The sequence below is a fragment of the Mycoplasmopsis alligatoris A21JP2 genome (assembly GCF_000178375.1).
Taxonomy (GTDB): Bacteria; Bacillota_I; Bacilli_A; order Mycoplasmatales; family Metamycoplasmataceae; genus Mycoplasmopsis; species Mycoplasmopsis alligatoris.
Genome location: NZ_ADNC01000007.1, coordinates 130,284 through 150,888 on the forward strand (window position 1 = coordinate 130,284; position 20,605 = coordinate 150,888).

General features: G+C 27.4%; 17 protein-coding genes, 3 tRNA genes and 1 other RNA gene. 16 read left to right on the top strand and 5 right to left on the bottom strand.

The window, feature by feature from the left end:
• The first annotated feature begins 1 nt into the window (after position 1).
• The 11 genes from MALL_RS01385 (at position 2) to MALL_RS01435 (ending at position 9,242) form a co-directional block, all read left to right on the top strand.
• Positions 2-1,534: an MSC_0619 family F1-like ATPase alpha subunit gene (locus tag MALL_RS01385; protein WP_005683288.1), complete on the top strand. Its 1,533-nt coding sequence runs from the start codon at positions 2-4 to the stop codon at positions 1,532-1,534.
• A complete protein-coding gene (locus MALL_RS01390) occupies positions 1,534-2,919 on the top strand; it encodes an MSC_0618 family F1-like ATPase beta subunit (RefSeq protein ID WP_005683330.1) in 1,386 nt (461 codons plus the stop codon). The genes MALL_RS01385 and MALL_RS01390 overlap by 1 nt, the downstream gene beginning before the upstream one ends.
• A gap of 160 nt (positions 2,920-3,079) precedes the next feature.
• Positions 3,080-4,183, top strand: coding sequence for a redox-regulated ATPase YchF (gene ychF / locus MALL_RS01395; RefSeq protein WP_005683347.1), 1,104 nt, complete (start codon positions 3,080-3,082; stop codon positions 4,181-4,183).
• Positions 4,184-4,191: 8 nt separating this feature from the next.
• Positions 4,192-4,265 (top strand) — tRNA-Trp (locus tag MALL_RS01400).
• A 212-nt stretch (positions 4,266-4,477) separates the two neighbouring features.
• A tRNA-Arg gene (locus MALL_RS01405) sits at positions 4,478-4,554 on the top strand.
• Between the two features lie 85 nt (positions 4,555-4,639).
• Positions 4,640-5,584, top strand: a complete 945-nt coding sequence (locus MALL_RS01410) for a LacI family DNA-binding transcriptional regulator (RefSeq protein WP_005683304.1) — start codon at positions 4,640-4,642, stop codon at positions 5,582-5,584.
• A 1-nt stretch (position 5,585) separates the two neighbouring features.
• Complete coding sequence (locus tag MALL_RS01415) at positions 5,586-6,416, top strand: deoxyribonuclease IV (protein ID WP_005683405.1); 831 nt, start codon at positions 5,586-5,588, stop codon at positions 6,414-6,416.
• Between the two features lie 61 nt (positions 6,417-6,477).
• On the top strand, positions 6,478-6,630 hold the full coding sequence (gene rpmG, locus MALL_RS01420; protein ID WP_005683338.1) for a 50S ribosomal protein L33: 153 nt from the start codon (positions 6,478-6,480) through the stop codon (positions 6,628-6,630).
• Positions 6,631-6,670: 40 nt separating this feature from the next.
• The gene (locus MALL_RS01425; RefSeq protein WP_040545494.1) at positions 6,671-7,213 is read left to right on the top strand and encodes an NUDIX hydrolase; all 543 of its coding nucleotides are present in this window, start codon (positions 6,671-6,673) and stop codon (positions 7,211-7,213) included.
• 99 nt (positions 7,214-7,312) lie between these two features.
• Complete coding sequence (locus MALL_RS01430; protein WP_005683318.1) at positions 7,313-8,356, top strand: aminopeptidase P family protein; 1,044 nt, start codon at positions 7,313-7,315, stop codon at positions 8,354-8,356.
• A 157-nt stretch (positions 8,357-8,513) separates the two neighbouring features.
• Entirely contained in the window at positions 8,514-9,242 is a 729-nt protein-coding gene (locus MALL_RS01435) for a hypothetical protein (RefSeq protein ID WP_005683420.1), read from the top strand.
• A 31-nt stretch (positions 9,243-9,273) separates the two neighbouring features.
• On the opposite strand, the gene MALL_RS01440 is transcribed toward MALL_RS01435, so the two are convergent.
• Positions 9,274-10,848, bottom strand: a complete 1,575-nt coding sequence (locus MALL_RS01440) for an MAG5620 family putative phospho-sugar mutase (RefSeq protein WP_005683298.1) — start codon at positions 10,846-10,848, stop codon at positions 9,274-9,276.
• Positions 10,849-11,108: 260 nt separating this feature from the next.
• Between MALL_RS01440 and MALL_RS01445 the strand changes: the two genes are divergently transcribed.
• The gene (locus tag MALL_RS01445; protein ID WP_005683341.1) at positions 11,109-12,758 is read left to right on the top strand and encodes an IS1634 family transposase; all 1,650 of its coding nucleotides are present in this window, start codon (positions 11,109-11,111) and stop codon (positions 12,756-12,758) included.
• A gap of 124 nt (positions 12,759-12,882) precedes the next feature.
• Here the strand turns inward: MALL_RS01445 and gyrA are convergent, their stop codons facing one another.
• The 3 genes from gyrA to MALL_RS01460 form a co-directional block, all read right to left on the bottom strand.
• Positions 12,883-15,567, bottom strand: a complete 2,685-nt coding sequence (gene gyrA, locus MALL_RS01450) for a DNA gyrase subunit A (RefSeq protein WP_005683300.1) — start codon at positions 15,565-15,567, stop codon at positions 12,883-12,885.
• Positions 15,568-15,657: 90 nt separating this feature from the next.
• Entirely contained in the window at positions 15,658-16,272 is a 615-nt protein-coding gene (gene trmB / locus MALL_RS01455) for a tRNA (guanosine(46)-N7)-methyltransferase TrmB (RefSeq protein ID WP_005683285.1), read from the bottom strand.
• Positions 16,273-16,328: 56 nt separating this feature from the next.
• Positions 16,329-16,544 carry an MAG6790 family protein gene (locus MALL_RS01460; RefSeq protein ID WP_005683317.1) on the bottom strand — a complete coding sequence of 72 codons (216 nt, stop codon included), beginning with the start codon at positions 16,542-16,544 and terminating at the stop codon, positions 16,329-16,331.
• Positions 16,545-16,698: 154 nt separating this feature from the next.
• Between MALL_RS01460 and smpB the strand changes: the two genes are divergently transcribed.
• Genes smpB through MALL_RS01475 form a run of 3 tightly spaced genes read left to right on the top strand, consistent with a single transcriptional unit; the run spans position 16,699 to position 19,996 of the window.
• Positions 16,699-17,133, top strand: a complete 435-nt coding sequence (gene smpB / locus MALL_RS01465) for an SsrA-binding protein SmpB (protein ID WP_005683308.1) — start codon at positions 16,699-16,701, stop codon at positions 17,131-17,133.
• Between the two features lie 30 nt (positions 17,134-17,163).
• Positions 17,164-19,308, top strand: coding sequence for an MYPU_1760 family metalloprotease (locus MALL_RS01470; RefSeq protein ID WP_005683403.1), 2,145 nt, complete (start codon positions 17,164-17,166; stop codon positions 19,306-19,308).
• A 1-nt stretch (position 19,309) separates the two neighbouring features.
• Positions 19,310-19,996, top strand: coding sequence for a DUF402 domain-containing protein (locus MALL_RS01475; RefSeq protein WP_005683284.1), 687 nt, complete (start codon positions 19,310-19,312; stop codon positions 19,994-19,996).
• Between the two features lie 46 nt (positions 19,997-20,042).
• Here MALL_RS01475 and MALL_RS01480 read toward each other — a convergent pair.
• Positions 20,043-20,117: transfer RNA gene (locus MALL_RS01480), tRNA-Cys, on the bottom strand.
• 61 nt (positions 20,118-20,178) lie between these two features.
• Here MALL_RS01480 and ssrA point away from each other — a divergent pair.
• Positions 20,179-20,558: a transfer-messenger RNA gene (gene ssrA, locus MALL_RS04325) on the top strand.
• The last annotated feature ends 47 nt before the right edge of the window (positions 20,559-20,605 follow it).

Genomic DNA, 20,605 nt, shown 5'->3' on the forward strand with positions numbered 1-20,605 from the left:
TATGATACAAAAAGTAAAAATCGTTGAAGTTCATGACTATATAGTAAAAGTACGTGGAAATGTTAAATTTCAACAAAATCAAAAATTTATTCTAAACAATAAAACAAAATCGAATGCAATCTTAATTACAGCTCATGAAAAAGAAGCTTATTTACTTCTTTCAGCAGAACTAGGTTCATTTGGTATTGGCGATGAATTAATCGCTACTGAATTTAATGATGATGTTCTAACATCTGATTCATTTTTTGGAAAAATCATTGATATTCACAATAACATTTTATGACCAATGGATTTAGATAGTTGAGGAAACTTATCTGATTTATATGGAACACATAAAGCATTTGGTCAATCACATAATTTAATGAGTGTTGAAACTTTAAAAGAACAATTATTCACTGGTTTAATTATGGTAGACTTACTTGTTCCAATCGGAAAAGGGCAAAGAGAAGCTATTATTGGTAATCGACAAACAGGAAAAACTCACATTGCTTTAAATACAATTATCAATCAAAAGAATGACAACGTAAAATGTATTTATGTAGCTATTGGTGCTAAAAAACAAGAACTAGCTTTAATTTATAAAACACTTGAAGAAAACGGCGCACTTGATTACACAATTATTTTAAATGCTCCAGCTTCAAATCCTTATGACCAATATCTAGCACCTTATGTTGGTATGGCTCATGCTGAAAATATTTCAGAAACTGATGATGTACTTATTGTTTTTGATGATCTAACAAAACATGCTAACATTTTTAGAGAAATTGCTCTATTAGTTGACAAACCAGTTGGTAAGGAAGCGTTCCCTGGTGATATGTTCTTTACTCACTCAAGATTACTAGAAAGATCAGGAAGTTTTGTAAACAGAAAAACCATAACTGCCTTGCCTATAGTTAAAATCATTGATAATGATATAACATCATTAATCGCTTCAAACGTTATTTCTATAACAGATGGTCAAATTGTAACTAACTCAGATTTCTATGCAAGTGGAAAAAGACCAGCTATTGATATTAACTTATCAGTTTCTCGTACAGGTTCATCAGTACAATCTAAAGTACTTACAAAAATCTCTGGAGAAATGGCAAAAATTTATAAAGCATATAGAAGACAAATTAAATTGGCTTCATTAAAATATGATTTAAATAAAGAAATGTCAAACTTACTTAATCAAGGTAAAATGATTGAAACAATGTTTAACCAAAAAGGTTTTTCATACTTTACACCAAACATTTTACTTTTAACAACAAAATTAATTCACTGAAACGTGTTTAAAGATATGAAAGAACTTGAAGCTGCTTTAGGATTCTTAGATAAAATGGTTGAACACGATCCTCAAACAAGAAAAATATTTGAAAACATTTTAAGTGGTCAATTAACTGATGAAGATCTAGCTAAAAACTACTTTAAATCAATTCTTTTAAACTTTTCAGAATATGCAAAACTTGATTGAAAAATCAAACCACAAGCAGAATTTATAAAAGTTAAAAAAGCTATGCTTGAAAAAGTGTCAAGAGAAATAGGAGTTAAATAATGAACGGTATTATTAAAAGTATTTCTACTGACGTTGTAAAAGTAGAATTTCAAGAAGAATTTATGCCTATGGCAAACCATGTTTTAACCCTTCATAAAGGTAATACATATTTATTAGTTAAAAACGCTTTAAGCAAAACATTAGTTTCTGCTATTGTTGTTTACAACATAGCACCAATTAATGTTGGCGATGAAGTTGTTAATACTAAAAAATCATTCATGGTACCAGTTGGTGATGCTGCTAAAGGTCACGTATATGACTTTACAGGGCATGCAATTGATACAAACCCAATCGATAAAGGTTTAAAACATGTTGAAATGAACTCAATTGCTCCAAAGGACAACATTATTAAAGTTAATGAAGAAATTTTAGAAACTGGAATTAAAGTTGTTGACTTCTTCATTCCTATATTTAAAGGATATAAATTAGGAATTTTTGGAGGAGCAGGAGTTGGAAAAACAGTTTTAATGAAAGAAATTATTTTCAACACTTTAAAACAAAACAACACAAACTCATCTATATTTATCGGTTCAGGTGAACGTAGTAGAGAAGGTATTGAACTTTATCAAGAATTAACTGACTCAAACCTTATGGCTAACTCAATGTTATTTATTTCTAAAATGAACGAAAGTCCTGGAGCAAGAATGAACATTGTTCCTATTGGAATAACTTCAGCAGAATATCTAAGAGATGTACAAAATGAAAATGTTCTATTATTTATAGATAACATTTACCGTTACATTCAAGCTGGTAACGAGGCTAGTGCTTCACTTGGTAAAAAACCAAGTATTGGTGGATATCAATCAACACTTGATAGTGACGTTGCTACAATCGAAGACCGTTTATTTGCAAATCAAAACGGTTCAATTACATCATTCCAAACCGTATTCTTACCAATGGATGATATTTCTGATCCTTCAGCTGTTGCTATCTTCAACCACTTAGATTCAACACTTGTTTTAAGTCGTGAATTAACATCAAAAAATATATTCCCAGCTATTGATCCTTTAGCTAGTTCAACAAACATTGTTGATGAAAAAGTTTTAGGACATGAACACTACGAAGCTATTATTGAAACAAAAAGAATCTTGAAAAAATATGAAGAACTTGAAGATGTTATTTCTATTTTTGGAGTTGACGATCTTGATGAAGAAAACAAAGAAATTGTTCATAAAGCATTGCAATTACAAAACTTCTTCACTCAAAACTTCTTTATGACTGAACACTTTACAAAAGAACCAGGAGTTTATGTTCCAATGCAAGAAACTATTAAATCAGTAGTTAAAATTCTTCAAGGTAAATACATGAAACAAAGTCCTGAAATCTTTTCATATGTTGGTGGAAACTCAGATATTCCTACTGATGTTGAATTAGGTTTAGAATAAAATAATAACTAACACCCCTAATTATAGGTGTGTTTTTTATATACTTATTTACCTATAAACAAGCCAAATACATAAAAAGTGTTTTGCTTTTTAATAAATAAAAAACAATTTTATTTTAATTACTATAAAATAGTAATGTAAATTTTACTAAGGAGAAAATATGTCACTAAAAGCTGGAATTGTAGGTCTACCAAATGTAGGAAAAAGCACTCTTTTTAGTGCTTTAACAAAAAAACAAGTTGAATCATCAAACTATCCTTTTACAACTATTGAACCAAATGTTTCAACAGTTGCTCTAAAAGATAAAAGGCTAGATTTAATATCAGAAATTGTTAAACCAAATAAAATTATTCACGCAACTTTTGATTTTGTTGGTATTGCCGGTCTTGTTCAAGGCGCTTCAAAAGGTGAAGGACTTGGTAATAAATTTCTTTCTAACATTCGTGAAGTTGATGCAATAATACATGTAATTCGTTGCTTTGAAGATAAAGATATTCTTCATGTAAACAACACTGTTGATCCTATTAGAGATGCTGATATTATAAATATTGAATTAATTTTAGCTGATCTAGAAACCATAAATAACGTACTAAATAGAATAGCTAAAAAAGCTAAAAGTGGTGATAAAGAATCAATGTTTGAGCAAGCTGTAGCACAAAAAATTAAATCTCACTTAGAAAGCGAAAAATCTGTAAGAGACTTAGAACTAGACGAAAAAGAACTAAAAGCAATTAGATCTTATCAACTATTAAGTGCTAAACCAATGATATATGTAGCAAATGCTTCTGCTGAACAATTGCAAAACTTAGATGATCCTAACAATATAATTAACAAAGTAAAATCACATTTTAAAAACAAAACAAAAGTCGTATCAATCTGTGTACAAGTAGAATCAGAACTTTTAACAATAGAAAACGAACAAGAAGCATTAGACTTTTTAGCACTTTATAACATTGAAACTTCAGGTTTAGATATGTTAACAAGAGAAGCGTTTGATTTATTATCTTTAGAAACTTATTTTACAGCTGGAGTAGTAGAAGTAAGAGCTTGAGTTTACAAAAAAGGAATTGCTGCACCAGCGGCTGCTGGAATAATTCACAGCAATTTTGAAAAAAAATTCATTAAGGCTGATGTTATTTCTTACCAAGACTTTATTGACTTTAAAGGTGAGGTAGGAGCAAGAAATGCTGGTAAATTAAGACAAGAAGGAAAAACATATATAATGCACGATGGAGATATTTGTCACTTTAAATTTGGTAAATAATCTTTACTGGGGGTTTAGCATATTGGTTGTGCAGCAGTCTCCAAAACTGTCAAGATGGGTTCGATTCCTGTAACCCCCGCCAAAATGACTTGGGTCATTTTTTTTATATGTTATAATACATTTGCCATTGGAACAATAACATCGTAACTCGGTCAGGGCGTAATTGCAGCAGCCGCATCGAAACGTGTTGTGTCTGGTGGTTTTTTTATTTTTTTATATTAAGTAAAGTATGCAAAAAAATTAAAAAATATAAATGAAAATTATGCTTTATTTGTGATAAAATAAATTTTGCGTGGTCGCGTAGCTCAGCTGGATAGAGCACGAGCCTTCTAAGCTTGTGGTCGGAGGTTCGAATCCTCTCGTGATCGCCATTTTTTTATTTTATTTTTTAAAAAAAATTGTGAAAAAAATTTCACAAATGTGGAAATTTTCCATATTTTTTGTTATCATAATTATATGAAAACTATTTCTTATAAAGACATCTCAAAGATAGCTAATGTATCAATTTCTACTGTTAGTAGATACTACAATAATGGCTATGTTTCAAAAAAAACAAAACAAAAAATTGAAGACGTTATTGAACGTTATGAATACTTCCCAAATCATGGAGCAAGATTAATTAGAGGAAGAGACCATTCTATATTTATAGTAATGCCAGATTGACCGCAAAATTCATATGCAACTGTTGCAAATGGAATTGTCCAAGCAGCAAAATCACACGGAAAAAAAGTTAATATTACTTATTCAGAAACAACAACAAAAGAATATATTGATTCTATTAGATATTTACTTTCTTGAAGACCTACATCATTGGTTTTATTTGTGCCTAAATATGATGCTGAATTATTTGAATATTTAAAAACTATTGAAGATACTTCTATTGTAATTTTTGGACACGAAGTAAGAGGATTAAACTGAATTAAAATTGATGATACAAATGCGTTTTACGCTTTAACAAAGGCGTTTTACTCTTCTATCAAGGATAATCAAAAAATGCTTTTTGTTATCGATAAAAAACTAAATGAAACGATGACTGAAGATAGAAAAATTGGATTTATTAATGCATGTAACGAACTTGGAATTGAATATGATTTTTACTATTTAGAATCAAAAACTAAAAAAATTATTAATGAATTTATTAGACATACTAAAAAAGAAAATATTTCAAATATAGTTTGTTCAACTCATGAAGTCTTTATTTCTTTAAGTGTATTGGGCGACAAAGGTTTAAGATTAACTGATATAGGTTATCAATCTGTTTATGATTATATTCAAACTTATAAATCAAAAATATTTATCGATTATGCTTACATTGGATTAGAAATTGAAAAAATGATTTTAATTCATGGCTCTGAAGGTAAATTACAGTCAAAATTAATAAAGGCAAAAATTATTAAATAATATGATTAAACTAGGAAGCCACATTTCTTTTACTTCACCTCGTTATTTAATAGGAGCTGTAGAAGAAAGTTTAGAAAACAAAGCAAATGTAATGATGATTTATTTAGGTGCGCCACAAAACACTAAAAGAGTTGATGTTGAACAATATAATATAAATCAGTACAATACATTTTATAAAGATAAAATTAAACCTGAAGATATTATTATTCATGCACCATATATAGTTAATCCTGCTAATCCAACAAAATGAGTATTTTCTGCTAATTTTTTGATTGATGAAATTAAAAGAATGAACTCTTTTGGTGCAAAATATTTAGTTTTGCACCCTGGAGCATTCACTATATTTGACACCCAAAATGCCTTGAAAACACTTGCAAAAAGTTTAAAATACATTTTTTCTAAGACAAAAGATGTAGTTATTTGTTTAGAAACAATGTCAGGAAAAGGAACTGAAATTGGAATTACTTATGAACAAATAATGTACTTAATAAATGAACTAAAAACTGATCGTCTTGCTGCTTGTTTAGACACATGTCATGTTTGAGATGCTGGATATAATATTCAAAAATATGATCAATTTAAAAAAGAATTAAAAGAAAGTGGATTACTAGAACATATTAAAGTAATTCATCTAAATGATTCAAAAAATCCTTTATCTTCACATCGTGATAGACACGAAAATATAGGGAAAGGTCATATAGGTTTTGAAAGTCTACAAAAAGTTGTTTTTGATAGTGATTTTGATAACATCCCTATTATTCTTGAAACACCATGAGTAGATAATAAACCTATATACAAGGAAGAAATAGCATTATTATTAAACAAAAAATAGAATTATTTTAAATATTTTTTATAGTATAATAAACAAGAATTTATTTAATTAAGGAGTTAAAATGGCTAGAGAAGGTTTTACTTTACAATGTACAACATGTAAAAACGAAAATTACATTAGTAAAAAAAATAAAAAACTACACCCAGAAAAAGTGGAGTTAAACAAGTTTTGTGCAAAATGCAATGCACACTCATCACACAAAGAAAAGAAATAATGATAAGGGAACGCAAGTTCTCTTTTATTTTTGGAGCAAAATGAAAGAAAATAAATTACTATATCAAACTAATTGGATAAACATGTACGAATCAAAACACGGTTTTATTTATTGCCAAAGAAAAGGAATAAATTCTATAGCCGCTTTAGTTTACAAAAAAATAAAAAACCAAACTTATTTTTTAGTACGTTATCAACCACTTCCTGAAATAGCTGATAAAAAATCAGACTTTGAGCCATATCCTTGTGCTATTACTGGAACAATCGAACCAAACCAAACACCTCTTGAGTGTGCTTTAAAAGAAGTTTTTGAAGAAGCCTCAATTGTTGTAACAAAAAATAATTTAGTTACTCAAAACAAATATATTGCAACAACTCAGAGTAATGAAACTGTTTTTAACTTCTTACTTGAAGTTGATTCAGATACTGAACAAAGCAATCAAAATTGTGACAATTCAATTTTTGAATTAAATAGTTTTAATAAGTGAATTACTTTAGAAGATCTACAAAAAATTGTTAAAAATGAATTACATCATTCATCTTTAGCAGAATTATTATTGATGTATCTTTTAAATTGCAAATAATTAGAAAATATTACTTGAAAATAATTTATATAAAAGTCAATCTATTTTTAATGATTTTAATTTATAATTTTCTATGTTAATAATTTACAGGAGATAAAAATGGATAGATCAAGATTAAATAAAGTCTTTGACGAATTAAAAGTTGAAGCACTTGTTTCAGAAGCGCCACAAACAAGATTGTGATATGCTAATGTACAAACTACAGATGGATATATTATTATAGAAAGAGATAAGGCAACTTTATTTGTTGATGGAAGATATATAGAGTATGCGCATGCGCATGCAAAAAATGTTGAAGTTAAACTTTTAAGTGGAAGATCAATGCATGATTGATTTGACCAAAAAGCCTTTAGAACAGTGGCTTTTGAAAGCAATTATTTGACCAAAGATGTTGAAAATAGACTTATGCAAATTGTTAAACCAGAAAGTGTAAAATGAGTAAACGGACAAGAATTAAGAATTATTAAAGACTCTGATGAATTAACATTAATGCAAAAAACTATTGATATTTCATTAGCTGCATATGATGATTTATTAAAATGAGTTAAGCCAGGAATGACTGAAAAAGAAGTTGCTGCATATTTAAATTACTTACTTAAAAAACATGGAGCTGATAAAGAAAGTTTTGACGAAATAATTGCTGCTGGCCCAGCTTCTGCAGAACCACATCATCATCCTACAGACAATAAACTTGAAGAAGGTCAAATGTTAAAAGTTGACTTTGGAGCTCTTTATAAAGGTTACTCAGCTGACATTACAAGAACAAGTATTTTAGGTGGTGATAAAAAAACTAAAAATCCTAAACTTTTAGAAATTTTAAACATTGTTAAAGAGTCTGCTAAAAGAGGACGTGACGCAGTTAGACCAGGAATTAAAGCAAGTGAAATTGATAAAGTTTGTCGTGACTACATCAAAAGTATGGGTTATGGTGAATACTTTGTTCACTCAACAGGACACGGACTTGGAATCGATGTGCATGAACTGCCAAATGTTTCAACAATTAATGATACAATTCTTGAAGAGGGAATGATAATTACAGTTGAACCTGGAATCTATATTGAAGGTCTTGGAGGAGCAAGAATAGAAGATGATGTACTTGTTACAAAAACAGGACGTTATATTTTCTCAAGACCAAATGAATAATATTTAAATAGCCAAGGCTATTTTTATTTTTTTTAATTTTTTATAAAAAACCTTTAAAAAATAGCATTATTTCAACAATTTGCAAAAAAAATAAATTTTTTAAATTTTAAGGTATATTTATAGTGAAAAAATAGCACTTGCTATTATAAGGAGAATTATGACAAAGAAATTTTTATTATTTTTATCAAGCAGTCTTGTTTTAGCGCCTGTTATTGTGGCATCATGTAGTCCTAAAAAAGTGGAAGAAAAAAAAGATACAACAAACAAAACAGAAGACAAAGAAACAACTAACAAAGAAGAAGCTAATAAAGTTAGTGAAGCAGAAGCAAAAGCTAAATCAGAAGCTTTAGTAGCAGCACTAGAATTATTAGATGGTGAAATTGCCTTATGAAATGCTTTTGATGATGGAAAATTAAGTGAAGATGCTTATAAAGACATTGTTAAAAAATCAGTAGAAGAATTAAACAAATTAACAGCTCTAAAAACAAAAACTAATGTAACAGCTGAAGAAGTTAGTGCAGCATTACAAGCTTCAAATTTAAGATTTACACAATTATTAAAAGAAGCTTCTGCAAAAACTAAATTAAACACAGAATCTAATGGTGTTACAAGAGTAAGATCTAAAATTGATGAAGAAGTTTTATTCTGAGACGCATTTATTTCTACATTATCAAAAAATGAAGTATACAAAGATATTAAAACAAAAGCTGAAGCAGAAAAAACTAAATTAACAACTTTACAAAATAAAACTGGTTTAACAGAAGCTGAAGTATCAACTGGTGTTGCAGCATCTAAAGCGGCATTTATTAAACTAAAAGAAGAAGCTTCAAAAGCAACAAAATTAAACTCAAATTCAGAAGGAATTACAAGAGTTAACGGAAACTAAAAAAAATGAGCCTTTTAAAAAGCTCATTTTTTTATTTTTTTAAGAGATTAATTGCTTTAGAAATTCTAAACATAATATATTTTTTGATAAATAAATTAAACAAATTAATCATATTTTTATCAATTTTATGCTCAAGTTCAATAACTAAAAGAGATTTTTTGTAATCATAATATAACATAAAACTAGAACCACTACTTAATGTTATATTTTGTAAATATTTAATATATTCTCTGTCAAAATTATTGTTTTTAATTTCAATTATTTTCTCTTTTTTTGTTAGATTTTGACCCACTGTAAACAGATTGTTAAATTGACTAATTGCACTTGCATCAAGATGAATAGTTTTAATTTGTTTAGAATAAGATGAATAAATTTCTAAACTTTGATTGTATTTATAATTGAGCAAATCATTTTTGTTTTTGTAATTATTAAGCATGACTATTACAAGCAAAATAAACTCAGTGTTATTTAAATTATAGTTGTTAAATACACCACTTGAAAAACGATGATTTGAATAATAATAAAGAGTTTCATCTTCATTTAAAACTTCGTTTTCATACTTGAATTTTAAGTTATAGTTTTTTATGATATTTACAACTCTTTTGCTTGCATTTAATGGAAGAATTATAGTTTTATCTAGCATATTATTTTTCTTTCAAAAAGTAAACATAAAGTCAATAAATAGAAATGATATTGAATCCTGACCAAACTTTTTAAGACCACCATTTATTTTTAAATACAGTTCAACTTTGTTTTCGTTATTACAAATAAAAAATATATCAGGAACTTTTTGTGTAAATTTTAAGTTATTAATAAAGTTATAAGAACCTTTAATTAATTCAGAACCAATTATTTTTTTTGATAAATTCACAAAATTAAATCCTAATTTTTTAACAGTTTTGCTAAAAATATTGTTTTGAAGTTGGTTAAAAAACACACCATGTATTCTTAAATTTTGTTTATATGATGGAAAATAATTATTTAATTTTTCACTTAAAGCATTAGCATAAAAATCAACTAATTTAGTTAAGCTTGTATTTTCGTAAGAAGGATTTAAAGTTTTAAGTATTTCTAAATCAAAATCCTTCATCTTATTCTGAAGCTCATAAAATATTTGTTTATTTATAATGTCACCATTAGATTTAAACATTTTTAAAGCTCCATTTGGTTTAGATGGTTTTTTTTCAAAATAAATGGTTGCAATAAAATTACCACTTGTTGAAATACTTCTAACTATATCTTCATTAATTTCATCAACTTTAAAATTTGTTACTATGTTATGTTTTTTAAAGTTAAAAATTTTAATTATTTCTTCTCTTAATTTTACGTTTATCTCTTTATCAAAAGCTAAAAAGACATTTTTTTGTTCACCTAGTTCATTAGCTAAAATTGATGAAATAATTTCTAATGTGTAATTATTAAATGATCCTAAACCTAGATCTTTTCAAAATTCTAGTGAGTTATTATAAAAACTTGGAAGCTTGAAAAAAGCATCTTTTTTGATTTCTCAATTATTAAAAATAACCGAAAGTTCTTCTTTTGTTTTTAAATCATCGTTATAGTAATTTAATCAATTTTTTGAAATAATATCTTTAGTTTGACTCATAAAAATATTTTAGTTTATTAAATAAATTTTTATAGAAAATAATTTTTATTAAAATGTAAATAAAAAATCAAAGCACATATTTAGCTTTGATATAGTTATTTTGGTAATTATAAGTCACTAGGATTAATTTGTATTTCCTGTGTCATCCTGTGTTTCCAAGTTATTAAAGAAATTACAATTGGTGTATATCTATAGATATACATTTTTTTATTTTTTTAAAAAATATACATTGTTTACTATTGATATGGTATAATAAAGGCATGCATGATAAATGAATAATAATAAAAGCTAAAAGAAAAGATAAAGTATACGTAAGCGCTTGTATATCAAAAGGATTTGGTAAAGGTGTTTTTCGAACTATAGGATTAGGCAGTTTAGAAGAATTAACTAAATTGAACAAAGAAGCTATTGCAACATTGAAAAATAAATGTCTAGAACTAAGCACAGAAACTCCTAACGAAGTTGTAAAACAAGATCTACTAAATTCACTCTCTTCATCTGTATTTGAGCATGAAATAGTTAATTATGGAATTTCTAGTTTATACAAAATGATTAATAAATTAAATTTATTTAGAGATTTGCCAAAAACAAAACACAAAAATATAGAAGAAATAATTGAATATATTATTGCAAAGAGAATAATCGATCCATCGTCTATTATTCAATCATTCAAGGATAAAGATAAATTTCAAAATGACATTAAAAATAAAAAAACAACATTTTATAATTGTTTAGATTTTGTAGAAAATCATAAAGATATAATTTTTAAATCTGTTAATAATGTAATAGCAAGTGAAACAAATCGAAAAGTTAATATTGTTTTTTATGATGTTACAACAGTTTATTTTGAAACATTTGTAAGAAACAGATTTAGAAATCCTGGTTATTCAAAAGACGGAAAATTTAAAGAAGATCAGTTAGTAGTTGGTATGGTTACAGATTTAAATGGAATTCCTATTCACTATAAATTATTCGAAGGCAATAAACCTGAGATGAAAACATTTGTTCCGTTTGTTGTGGAAATGAAACAAAAATATAACTTAAATAATGTAACAATAGTTGCCGATAGAGGAATGAATATTAACGCAAATTTAAGATTTTTAGAAAGTAATAATATTGATTATATTATTTCATATCGTTTAATGTCTGCAAGTAAAGAAATAAAGGAAAGTGCTTTATCTATAGGTGAATATGAAAAAAATAATTCTTTTTTATCTAAAGAAGTTTTGTATGAATCTAATTGAAAAAAAGGACGTTTGAATGGAAAAATTAGAAAAAAAATTTATACATATTCCAGCAAAAGAGCACTCAAAGATAAAAATGATAGAGAAAATTTAATAAATAATTTTGTTAAAAAGCAAGATAAACATGGAATAGTAAACATAGATAAAATGTTAGGTTCTAAAAAATGTAAGTATTTTCAAAGTGTTGGTGATTCGAAATTTATGTTAAATCAAAATAAAATATTGAATGATGAAAAATTCGATGGTTATTACGTTTATGAAACATCTAGAATAGATATGACTCCAATTCAGATTGTTGAAACATATGCCAAACAATGACAAATAGAAGAAAATTTTAGAACTTTAAAATCAGCTATACAAATTAGACCGGTTCATGTTTGAACTAATGAACATATAAAAGGTTATTTTACATTATGCATATTATCATTAATAGTTTTTAAATACTCTCTTTATGTAGTTAATGATTTTTTAAATAAAAATGGAGTTATCGACAGGATAACTAACGATAGATTCAAAAATGCTTTAGCAAATGCTAATTATACTGTTGATAAAGTTAACGGAAAAATAGTTGATACTAAAAAGATTACAAACTCAAACAATCCTTTATTAAATGATGATTATTCAATAATTAATATGTCATTTAACAAATATTTCAATAGTAAATAAATATCAAAAAATACACATTCGCCTATTTTATAGGGGAATATGTATTTTTTTATTCTCTAACTTGGAAACTCAGGAAATAAAAAATCAAAGCACATATTTAGCTTTGATATAGTTATTTTGGTAATTATAAGTCACTAGGATTAATTTGTATTTCCTGTGTCATTGCTTTAATAAAATCTTCCATTTCTTCTTCAGTTTTAACTATTTCAACTGCGATTATTTCATCGTTTTCACGTAAATTGATAATCTTTACACCTTTTGTTGCTCTTGAAGTTACAGATAATTGAGAAATTGAAATTCTTATTGTTGTTCCTGATGAAGTAATAATTAAAGCTTCATCATTTTTGTTTACAAATTTTGCAAAAATTAAATCTCCCGCTTTATCTGCATTAATTGCAGTAACACCTTTTCCACCACGTTTAATTAATCTAAATTCATCAGAGTGTGTTAGTTTTCCAAAACCTTTTGTACCTATAGATAAGATGAATTCACCATCTAGGTCAGAAGAAGCAGCTATAACTTTTTTGTTTTCGTCTAGCCTAATACCTCTAACTCCTTGTGAATTTCTACTTAATGGTCTTAAATCAAGCGAAGAGAATTTAACAACATTTTTTCCGTTTGAAGCTATTAAAATTTCGTTTTCATCAGTGACAATAAATGCATTAACTAAATGATCATCTTCTTTTAATCTAAAGGCATTTTTACCATTACTTCTAATTGATTCATATTCTGAAAGAGCTGTTTTCTTAATTACACCTTTTTCTGTTATTGTAACTAAGAAATGATCATCATTATATTCATCTACTGACAATAATGAAACTACTTTTTCACCTTCTTTTTCATTTAAAGAAGGAATTATATTAATAAATGGTGTACCTTTTGATTGTTTAGAACCTTCAGGAACTTGATGAGCTCTAATTCTATAAACTCTACCTAAATTGGTAAATAGCATTAAGTCTGTATGGGTTGTAGTTTGTAATATTTTTGAGATATCGTCATCATCATAAGTTTTCATTGTGCTAACACCAATACCACCACGATTTTGCATATTGTAGTCTTCAAGCTTCATGCGTTTTACGTATCCTTTAACGCTTGTTGTTATAACAATATTATTAACCGGGATTAAGTCTTCATCACTTATTGAACTTACAGTAAATTCATCAATTTGGGTACGTCTTTCATCACCAAATCTATCTCTAATTTCGCTTAATTCATCTATGATTAAGTTAATTAAGGCTTCACGTGATTCTAAAATTCCTTTAAGATATGAAATTTCTTTATTTAATTCATCAATTTCAAGATTCATTTTTTCAATGTTTAATCCTGTTAAACGACGAAGGTTCATATCAAGAATAGCTTTTGTTTGTCTATCAGATAAATTAAATCTTTTTGCTAATCTTTCTTGAGCAATTGCGTCATTTGCTGATGTTTTAATTATTTGAACTACTTCATCAATGTTTGAAACAGCTATTTTTAGTCCATCTAAAATATGTAATTTATCTTGAGCTTTTTCTAAATCAAATTTTAACCTTCTAGTTACTACTTCAATTTGATGATCTAAATAAATACTTAAAATTTGTTTTAAATTAAGTAATTTAGGCTCTCCATGAACTAAAGCTACTAGGTTAGCATTAACGTTTGTTTGTAAGTAAGATTTTTGATAAAGTTTGTTTAAAAGAATGTGTGCATTGTAACCTTTTTTAACATCAATTACAATTCTAATTCCTTCACGGTTTGACTCGTCTCTTAATTCACCGATTCCTTCAACAGTTTTATCTTTATGGAGTTCAACAATTTTTTCTATAATTGTCGTTTTTTTAACAGCATAAGGTATTTCAGTAATTATAATTCTTGATTTTCCATTAGCAAATTCTTCAATTTTAGCTTGTGATCTTAAAGGAATTTTTCCTTTTCCAGTTTCATAAGCATCATAAATACCTTTAACACCTAAAATTGTGGCTCCTGTTGGAAAATCAGGACCTTTAATGTGTTCCATTAATTCTTTGGTAGTAATTTCAGGGTTTCTAGCAAAAGCAATAGTAGCATTAATAGTTTCAGTTAAATTATGTGGAGGAATTTCTGTGGCCATACCAACTGCTATCCCTGTAGCACCAGAAACTAAAATATTTGGAAAACGAGAAGGTAAAACAACTGGTTCTAATTCGCTAGCGTCATAGTTATCAACAAAATTAACGGTATCTTTTTTAATACCATCCAGCATTTCAGCGGCTAATTTACTCATTCTAGCTTCAGTATAACGCATAGCAGCTGCTTGATCACCATCTATAGAACCAAAGTTACCATGTCCATCAACTAATGGATAACGCATAGAAAAATCTTGAGCTAATCTAACCATAGCTTCATAAACTGAACTGTCTCCATGTGGGTGATACTTACCTAAAACGTCCCCAACAATACGAGCACTTTTACGGTGTTGTGAAGAGTGTGTAATACCTAGTTCCAACATATCATACAAAATACGACGATGAACTGGTTTTAATCCATCTCTAGCATCAGGTAGAGCTCTAGAAACAATAACGCTCATTGCATATTCTAAAAATGAGTTTTTCATTTCACTATCAACTTTAATAGGACTTAATCCATTAATAGGATCAGTAATTAATTGTGATTGAACTTGATATTCTTCTTTTTCTTGTGGAATTTCTTCTTCTTCAACTTCTACTTTTGGAGCAGCTTTTTTCTTGAAAACCATTCTATTATTTTCTTCATATTCATACTCTAAATTAGTTTCTAAATGAACCTTTTGTTCTTCATTATCAATTTTGTTTTTTTCTTTATTATCGCTCATATGTACCTCAAAAATTAATTGCTTATATTTTACCAAAAATTACATTTTTTGTGATCTATTTATATTTATTTTAAATATTTTAAATATTTATTAATTATTTGGAATTTTTGCCTCTAAATAGTTAATATTTTTTCCTAAACTTGATCATTTTTGTTCATAACCAGTCATATAATTATTTTTACTAAATTCACTTTTATGTAAATCTCTAGTGACATTAATTATTTGTCATTTATTCAATTCTAGTGATTCAATTGAATAATCAAAAAGTTTGTCGTTGTCGGTTTTTAATTTTAAAATTCCATTTTTATCTAATATACAGGCATATTCGTCTAAAAAGGTTTTATAAGTTAATCTTCTTTTTTCGTGTCTTTTTTTTGGTCAAGGATCACTAAAAGTTAATCACATTTCTAGAATTTTTCCAGTAAAAATTTGGCTTAAATTTATCGCATCTTGACAAATAACATAAAGGTTTTTAAGTTCTAATTCATCAATTTTTTTAATTATTTTTGCTGCAACAGTTTCATATTTTTCAAAAGCATAGTATTTAATATGTGAATTATTTAGTGCTAATTGACTAATCATCTCTCCTTTTCCAGCTCCAATTTCAATAATTGAATCTTTGTCTATGCCTATAGGAAAGGCGTCTATGTAAAATTTTGAGCTTTGTAGTTTTACTAAAGCATCTTTATCGTTTCTTAATCTCATAATGATAAATTTTAGCATATAAAAACGCAAGAGCCTTGCGTTTGTTATTTAAAGGTTTAAACTACTTTTAGAACTTCTTCTTTTGAAGCTCTTTTACCTTCTAAATTATTTCTTTCAATGTGGATAATTTCAATCTTATCATTAGCTCTGGTGTGAACACCATGTTTTTGACCTCTTCTAAATCCTTTAATTAAACCTTCAAGTTCTTCTAATGTATTTGCTTGTGCAACAATTTCTTGATTGGTTAAAAGTTTTGCTTTGTATTTGTACATTTGTACCTCCATTTTTAACTTCCATTTTAATTATATCATTTACAAACAAGCAATTTTTCCTTATTTAGTTTTTCATATTTTTGTTTCATAAATTATTATTTATTACCTTTATTATATGTATTTGAATTATTAAAAATATAATATTATTTAAGAGATGAAAATAATAGCTGATAACAAAAAAGAAAAAAGAAATTATGAAATACTTGAAACAATAGAAGCAGGAATAGTTTTAGAAGGCTGAGAAGTTAAAAGCGCAAGAGCTTCTAATGTTTCATTAAACACCTCTTATTGCTCAATAAAAAAAGACGAAATATGACTAGTTGATAGTCATTTTAGTCAATATATGTTAGTTAAGGCAGATGAAAAAAGAGATCGTAAGCTACTCATTCATAAAAAAGAATTACTTAAATTAAAATTTAAAAGTGATTCAAAACAACTAACTATTATTCCTACAAAAATCTACTTTAAAGGCGATAAAATTAAACTAGAAATTGCTCTAGCAAGAGGACTAAAAAAATACGATAAAAGGGATAAAATTGCTAAAGAAGAAGTTCAAAAGCAAATAAAAGCCAAAAATTTATATATATAATTTATATATTACTTATTTCAAGGAGGGACTATGAAAAAAGGAACAGCATGATTTATTGTTGGTATGTTAACTTTAGGAATAGCTATAGCTGGTGTTGCTGCTGGTGCAACATATTATATTTATCCAAAATTAAACCAACCTTCAGATTCAAATTCAAACCCAATCATTAAAACGCAAACAGATGTTGATGATGTAGTTGTGCATGAAACAAACATAGATGGAGAAAAAATTAACATTTCTTCTCTTGAAAAGATTTCATACCCTAAACCACTTAATAATTCTATGACTAATGAAGAATACGCCAAACACATTAAAGATTTTAATGTTTATTTTGACCAATCTAAGTGAGTTATAAAAGAATATGAGGACAAAGAAGGTAATTCAAGTAATGTATTTTTTAGAGAATTTATAGACCCTATTAATGGTGTCAAATTTAGAGATTATGCATACCACTATGATCCAGAAACTAAAGAAAAAAGATTTTTCTTAGGCAATAATGGACTAATTGCATTAGCAATTGAATTTAGAAAAAAAGTTACATTTGGACCTGAAGTTTATCTTATAAAAACAATTAATGTAAATGACTTTAGAATAATAACTTCTGATTCAAAAGGAATTTATATTCCAATTAATCGTTCAATTTACATTAATACAACTTGAGGTATAGAAAAAGGTTTAGACATTTTTTCAAAAATTCAATTAATAATTCCAACACTTTTCCACGAATATATGCACCACTGAGCTTCAACCTATGCTGAAGTGGCTGATAATAAAAGCGAAAAAGTCTTTAATATTTTTACAAAAAAAGTTCAAACACCTACAATTACATTAGGTCCAAACGATGAAGCAAAATTAAACAAAGATACAGTTCTTGCAAAATCACCATATACCACTCCTATAGTGTATTATGGAAATAACTCACAGCATTCAGTTGGATATTGAAACTCGTATTTCGTTGATAATATGTACAATTTATTAAACTATGATTCAAGAGTTGTTTTCAACACAATTCCTAATGCAATAAAATATGTTGATTATCGTAAATACCCTGATTATGCTTTTAATTATTTAAGTTTAAATGATATTTATGTGTATGCTAACTCTGATAAAAAAAATAGTTTAGATGGTCACTATGACAGAATAAGCGAAAAATTTAACAGCCTAAAAAATGTAGTGTTTACTTCTTATAATGCATTTGGTGATAAAAACAAAGGTTACACGCCTAACCAAATAAAATACTATTACTCAATGACTGAATTAGTACCTCGTGAGTGATCAAAATTTACACTCCAATCTGGTTTCAATAATCAACAACCTGTTAGTTTCAAAAAAGCTGAAAATTCAAATAATCGTTGAGCATTGAGCTGATCAGGGTTATATATAAACACCGGAAACCAATTATTGTTTTATCCTTCAAGTGTTGCGGATGATTGAACAAAAGTTTATTTAATGGATATTTCTGTTGTTTCAAAAGATCATGTTGGTCCTTATACTGCTTATCATAACTCTGTTGTTTTCCCCAATGCTACATCATCTCTCGAGCTTAGTGCTTGACAAAACATTTGAAGAAGCAATGAAAATATTTATAAAGTTAAAAATAGAGATATTGCCTTTTACGATAACTTCTTAACTACAATGGGATACGGAAAAACTATTTCTCAAATAATGTATGAAAACAACACTAAATGAATAGACTTTAAAAAAGGTTTAATAGACACTAGTGAATCAACATTCCAAAAAATAAGATTAATGGGATACCTACCATCAAATACAAAATATGAAGGTTTTGTTTTTGAAAACAAAGACCAAACAAAACAATTGGCTAAATTCAAAATAAGTCCATTCAATGACTTTTTCAAGGGAGATAAAGCTTCATTGGAAAAAGTATTAACTAATGGAATGGCCTTTCGTAGCTATATTACAGAGCAATACGTTGATTTTGAATTAGTTGATAAAACTAAAGGCATTAAGTACTGAGATGATAAAAACAATAATGGTACTTATGATAACGGTGAAGATGTTGAAGGAGAAATTACATTGCCTGAAAGTAGGTATGTAACTACTTTAGCGAGTTATAACAACAAAAACAGAGATGCAACTGCATTTAAATGATATTCAATAGGTAAAAATCAAAATGGTGAAGTAAGAATTTTCTCAAAGGAAATGCCTAAATAATATGATTCAAAAAGAATTATCAACCCTTAAAATAGGAACAATGGTCAATGTTCAAGCTTATAAATATGATGGATCATTATATCGGCAATGAAATGGAGCTAAAGTTTTAAACAATAACTCTAAACATATTGTTTTAGTTTTAGTTAAATGTCGAGTGGCAGAACCTAATAATAAATTTTGAGCCTATAAAGACCCTGTTTTATGATTTTTTCCAAAAAATAACTTGTTTAATGCTACAGTTTTACTGAGAAAAAATGGACCATATGTTTATATAAATATGGCTTCTCATCCAATAATAGAAGATGAAGTTCTTAAATATGTAGATTTTGATTTAGATATAAAACATTATCCAAATAAAGAATTAAAACTAGTTGATCGTGAAGAGTATTATCGAAATAAAAAAAAGCTGAAGTACTCAAAGGTTCTTCAAGAAATGATTTATTCAGAATTAAATGAACTTATCAACATGTACAATAATTACAATTATATTTTTGATGACAAAATTATTAATTACTATAGAAATCTTGCAATTACTGATAAAAGTATTAGATCAAATTTACTTAACACTTCTCAACCTAGTCAAAACACTGATTATAAACAAAATTCACGATCTGCTTTTAGCGTAAAAGGGCAACGTCAAAATTTAGAAGTAACTAAATCAAATTTTACTATTGAAAACAACGATTAATTTCGTTGTTTTTTTTAAAAAAATAAAAAAACACCCTTGGTGTCAATGGAGGCGCCAACGGGATTCGAACCCGTAATCAAAGTTTTGCAGACTCATGCCTTGGCCGTTTGGCTATGGCGCCATAGTTTCATTATTATAACATAAAACTTTTTTAAATAATTTATAATATTAAAAGCATAAATGGGGTTGTAATGGCTTCGACATGCACAGGATAATATCTATAGCAGTAGTGTTGCAGACTATAATTGCTTCTAGGTTTAACAAACGGAAAATCTGAAAAACAAGAAAGTGAATTTTCATTTTCACACCCAGCTTTTGCTGGACAATCAAACCTTGTATTTGCTTAATTAAATACTAGTCGCACTCTTAAACGCCTTTATAAGATGTGTGGGTTAAAGGCACTTATTTAGGGATTCTAATTAACTAAAATAAGTCATATTTAGAGCATGTATTTATTTTTTGATTGTTTATATAAATCCATGAAATTAAAAATAATCTAAACTGTAGAATTAGGTAGGACTTTTGTGTGTGGACCCGGGTTCGACTCCCGGCAGCTCCACCAAATGTTTTAAAAAAACGCCAAATATGCTTATAAAATAGATTAAAAAG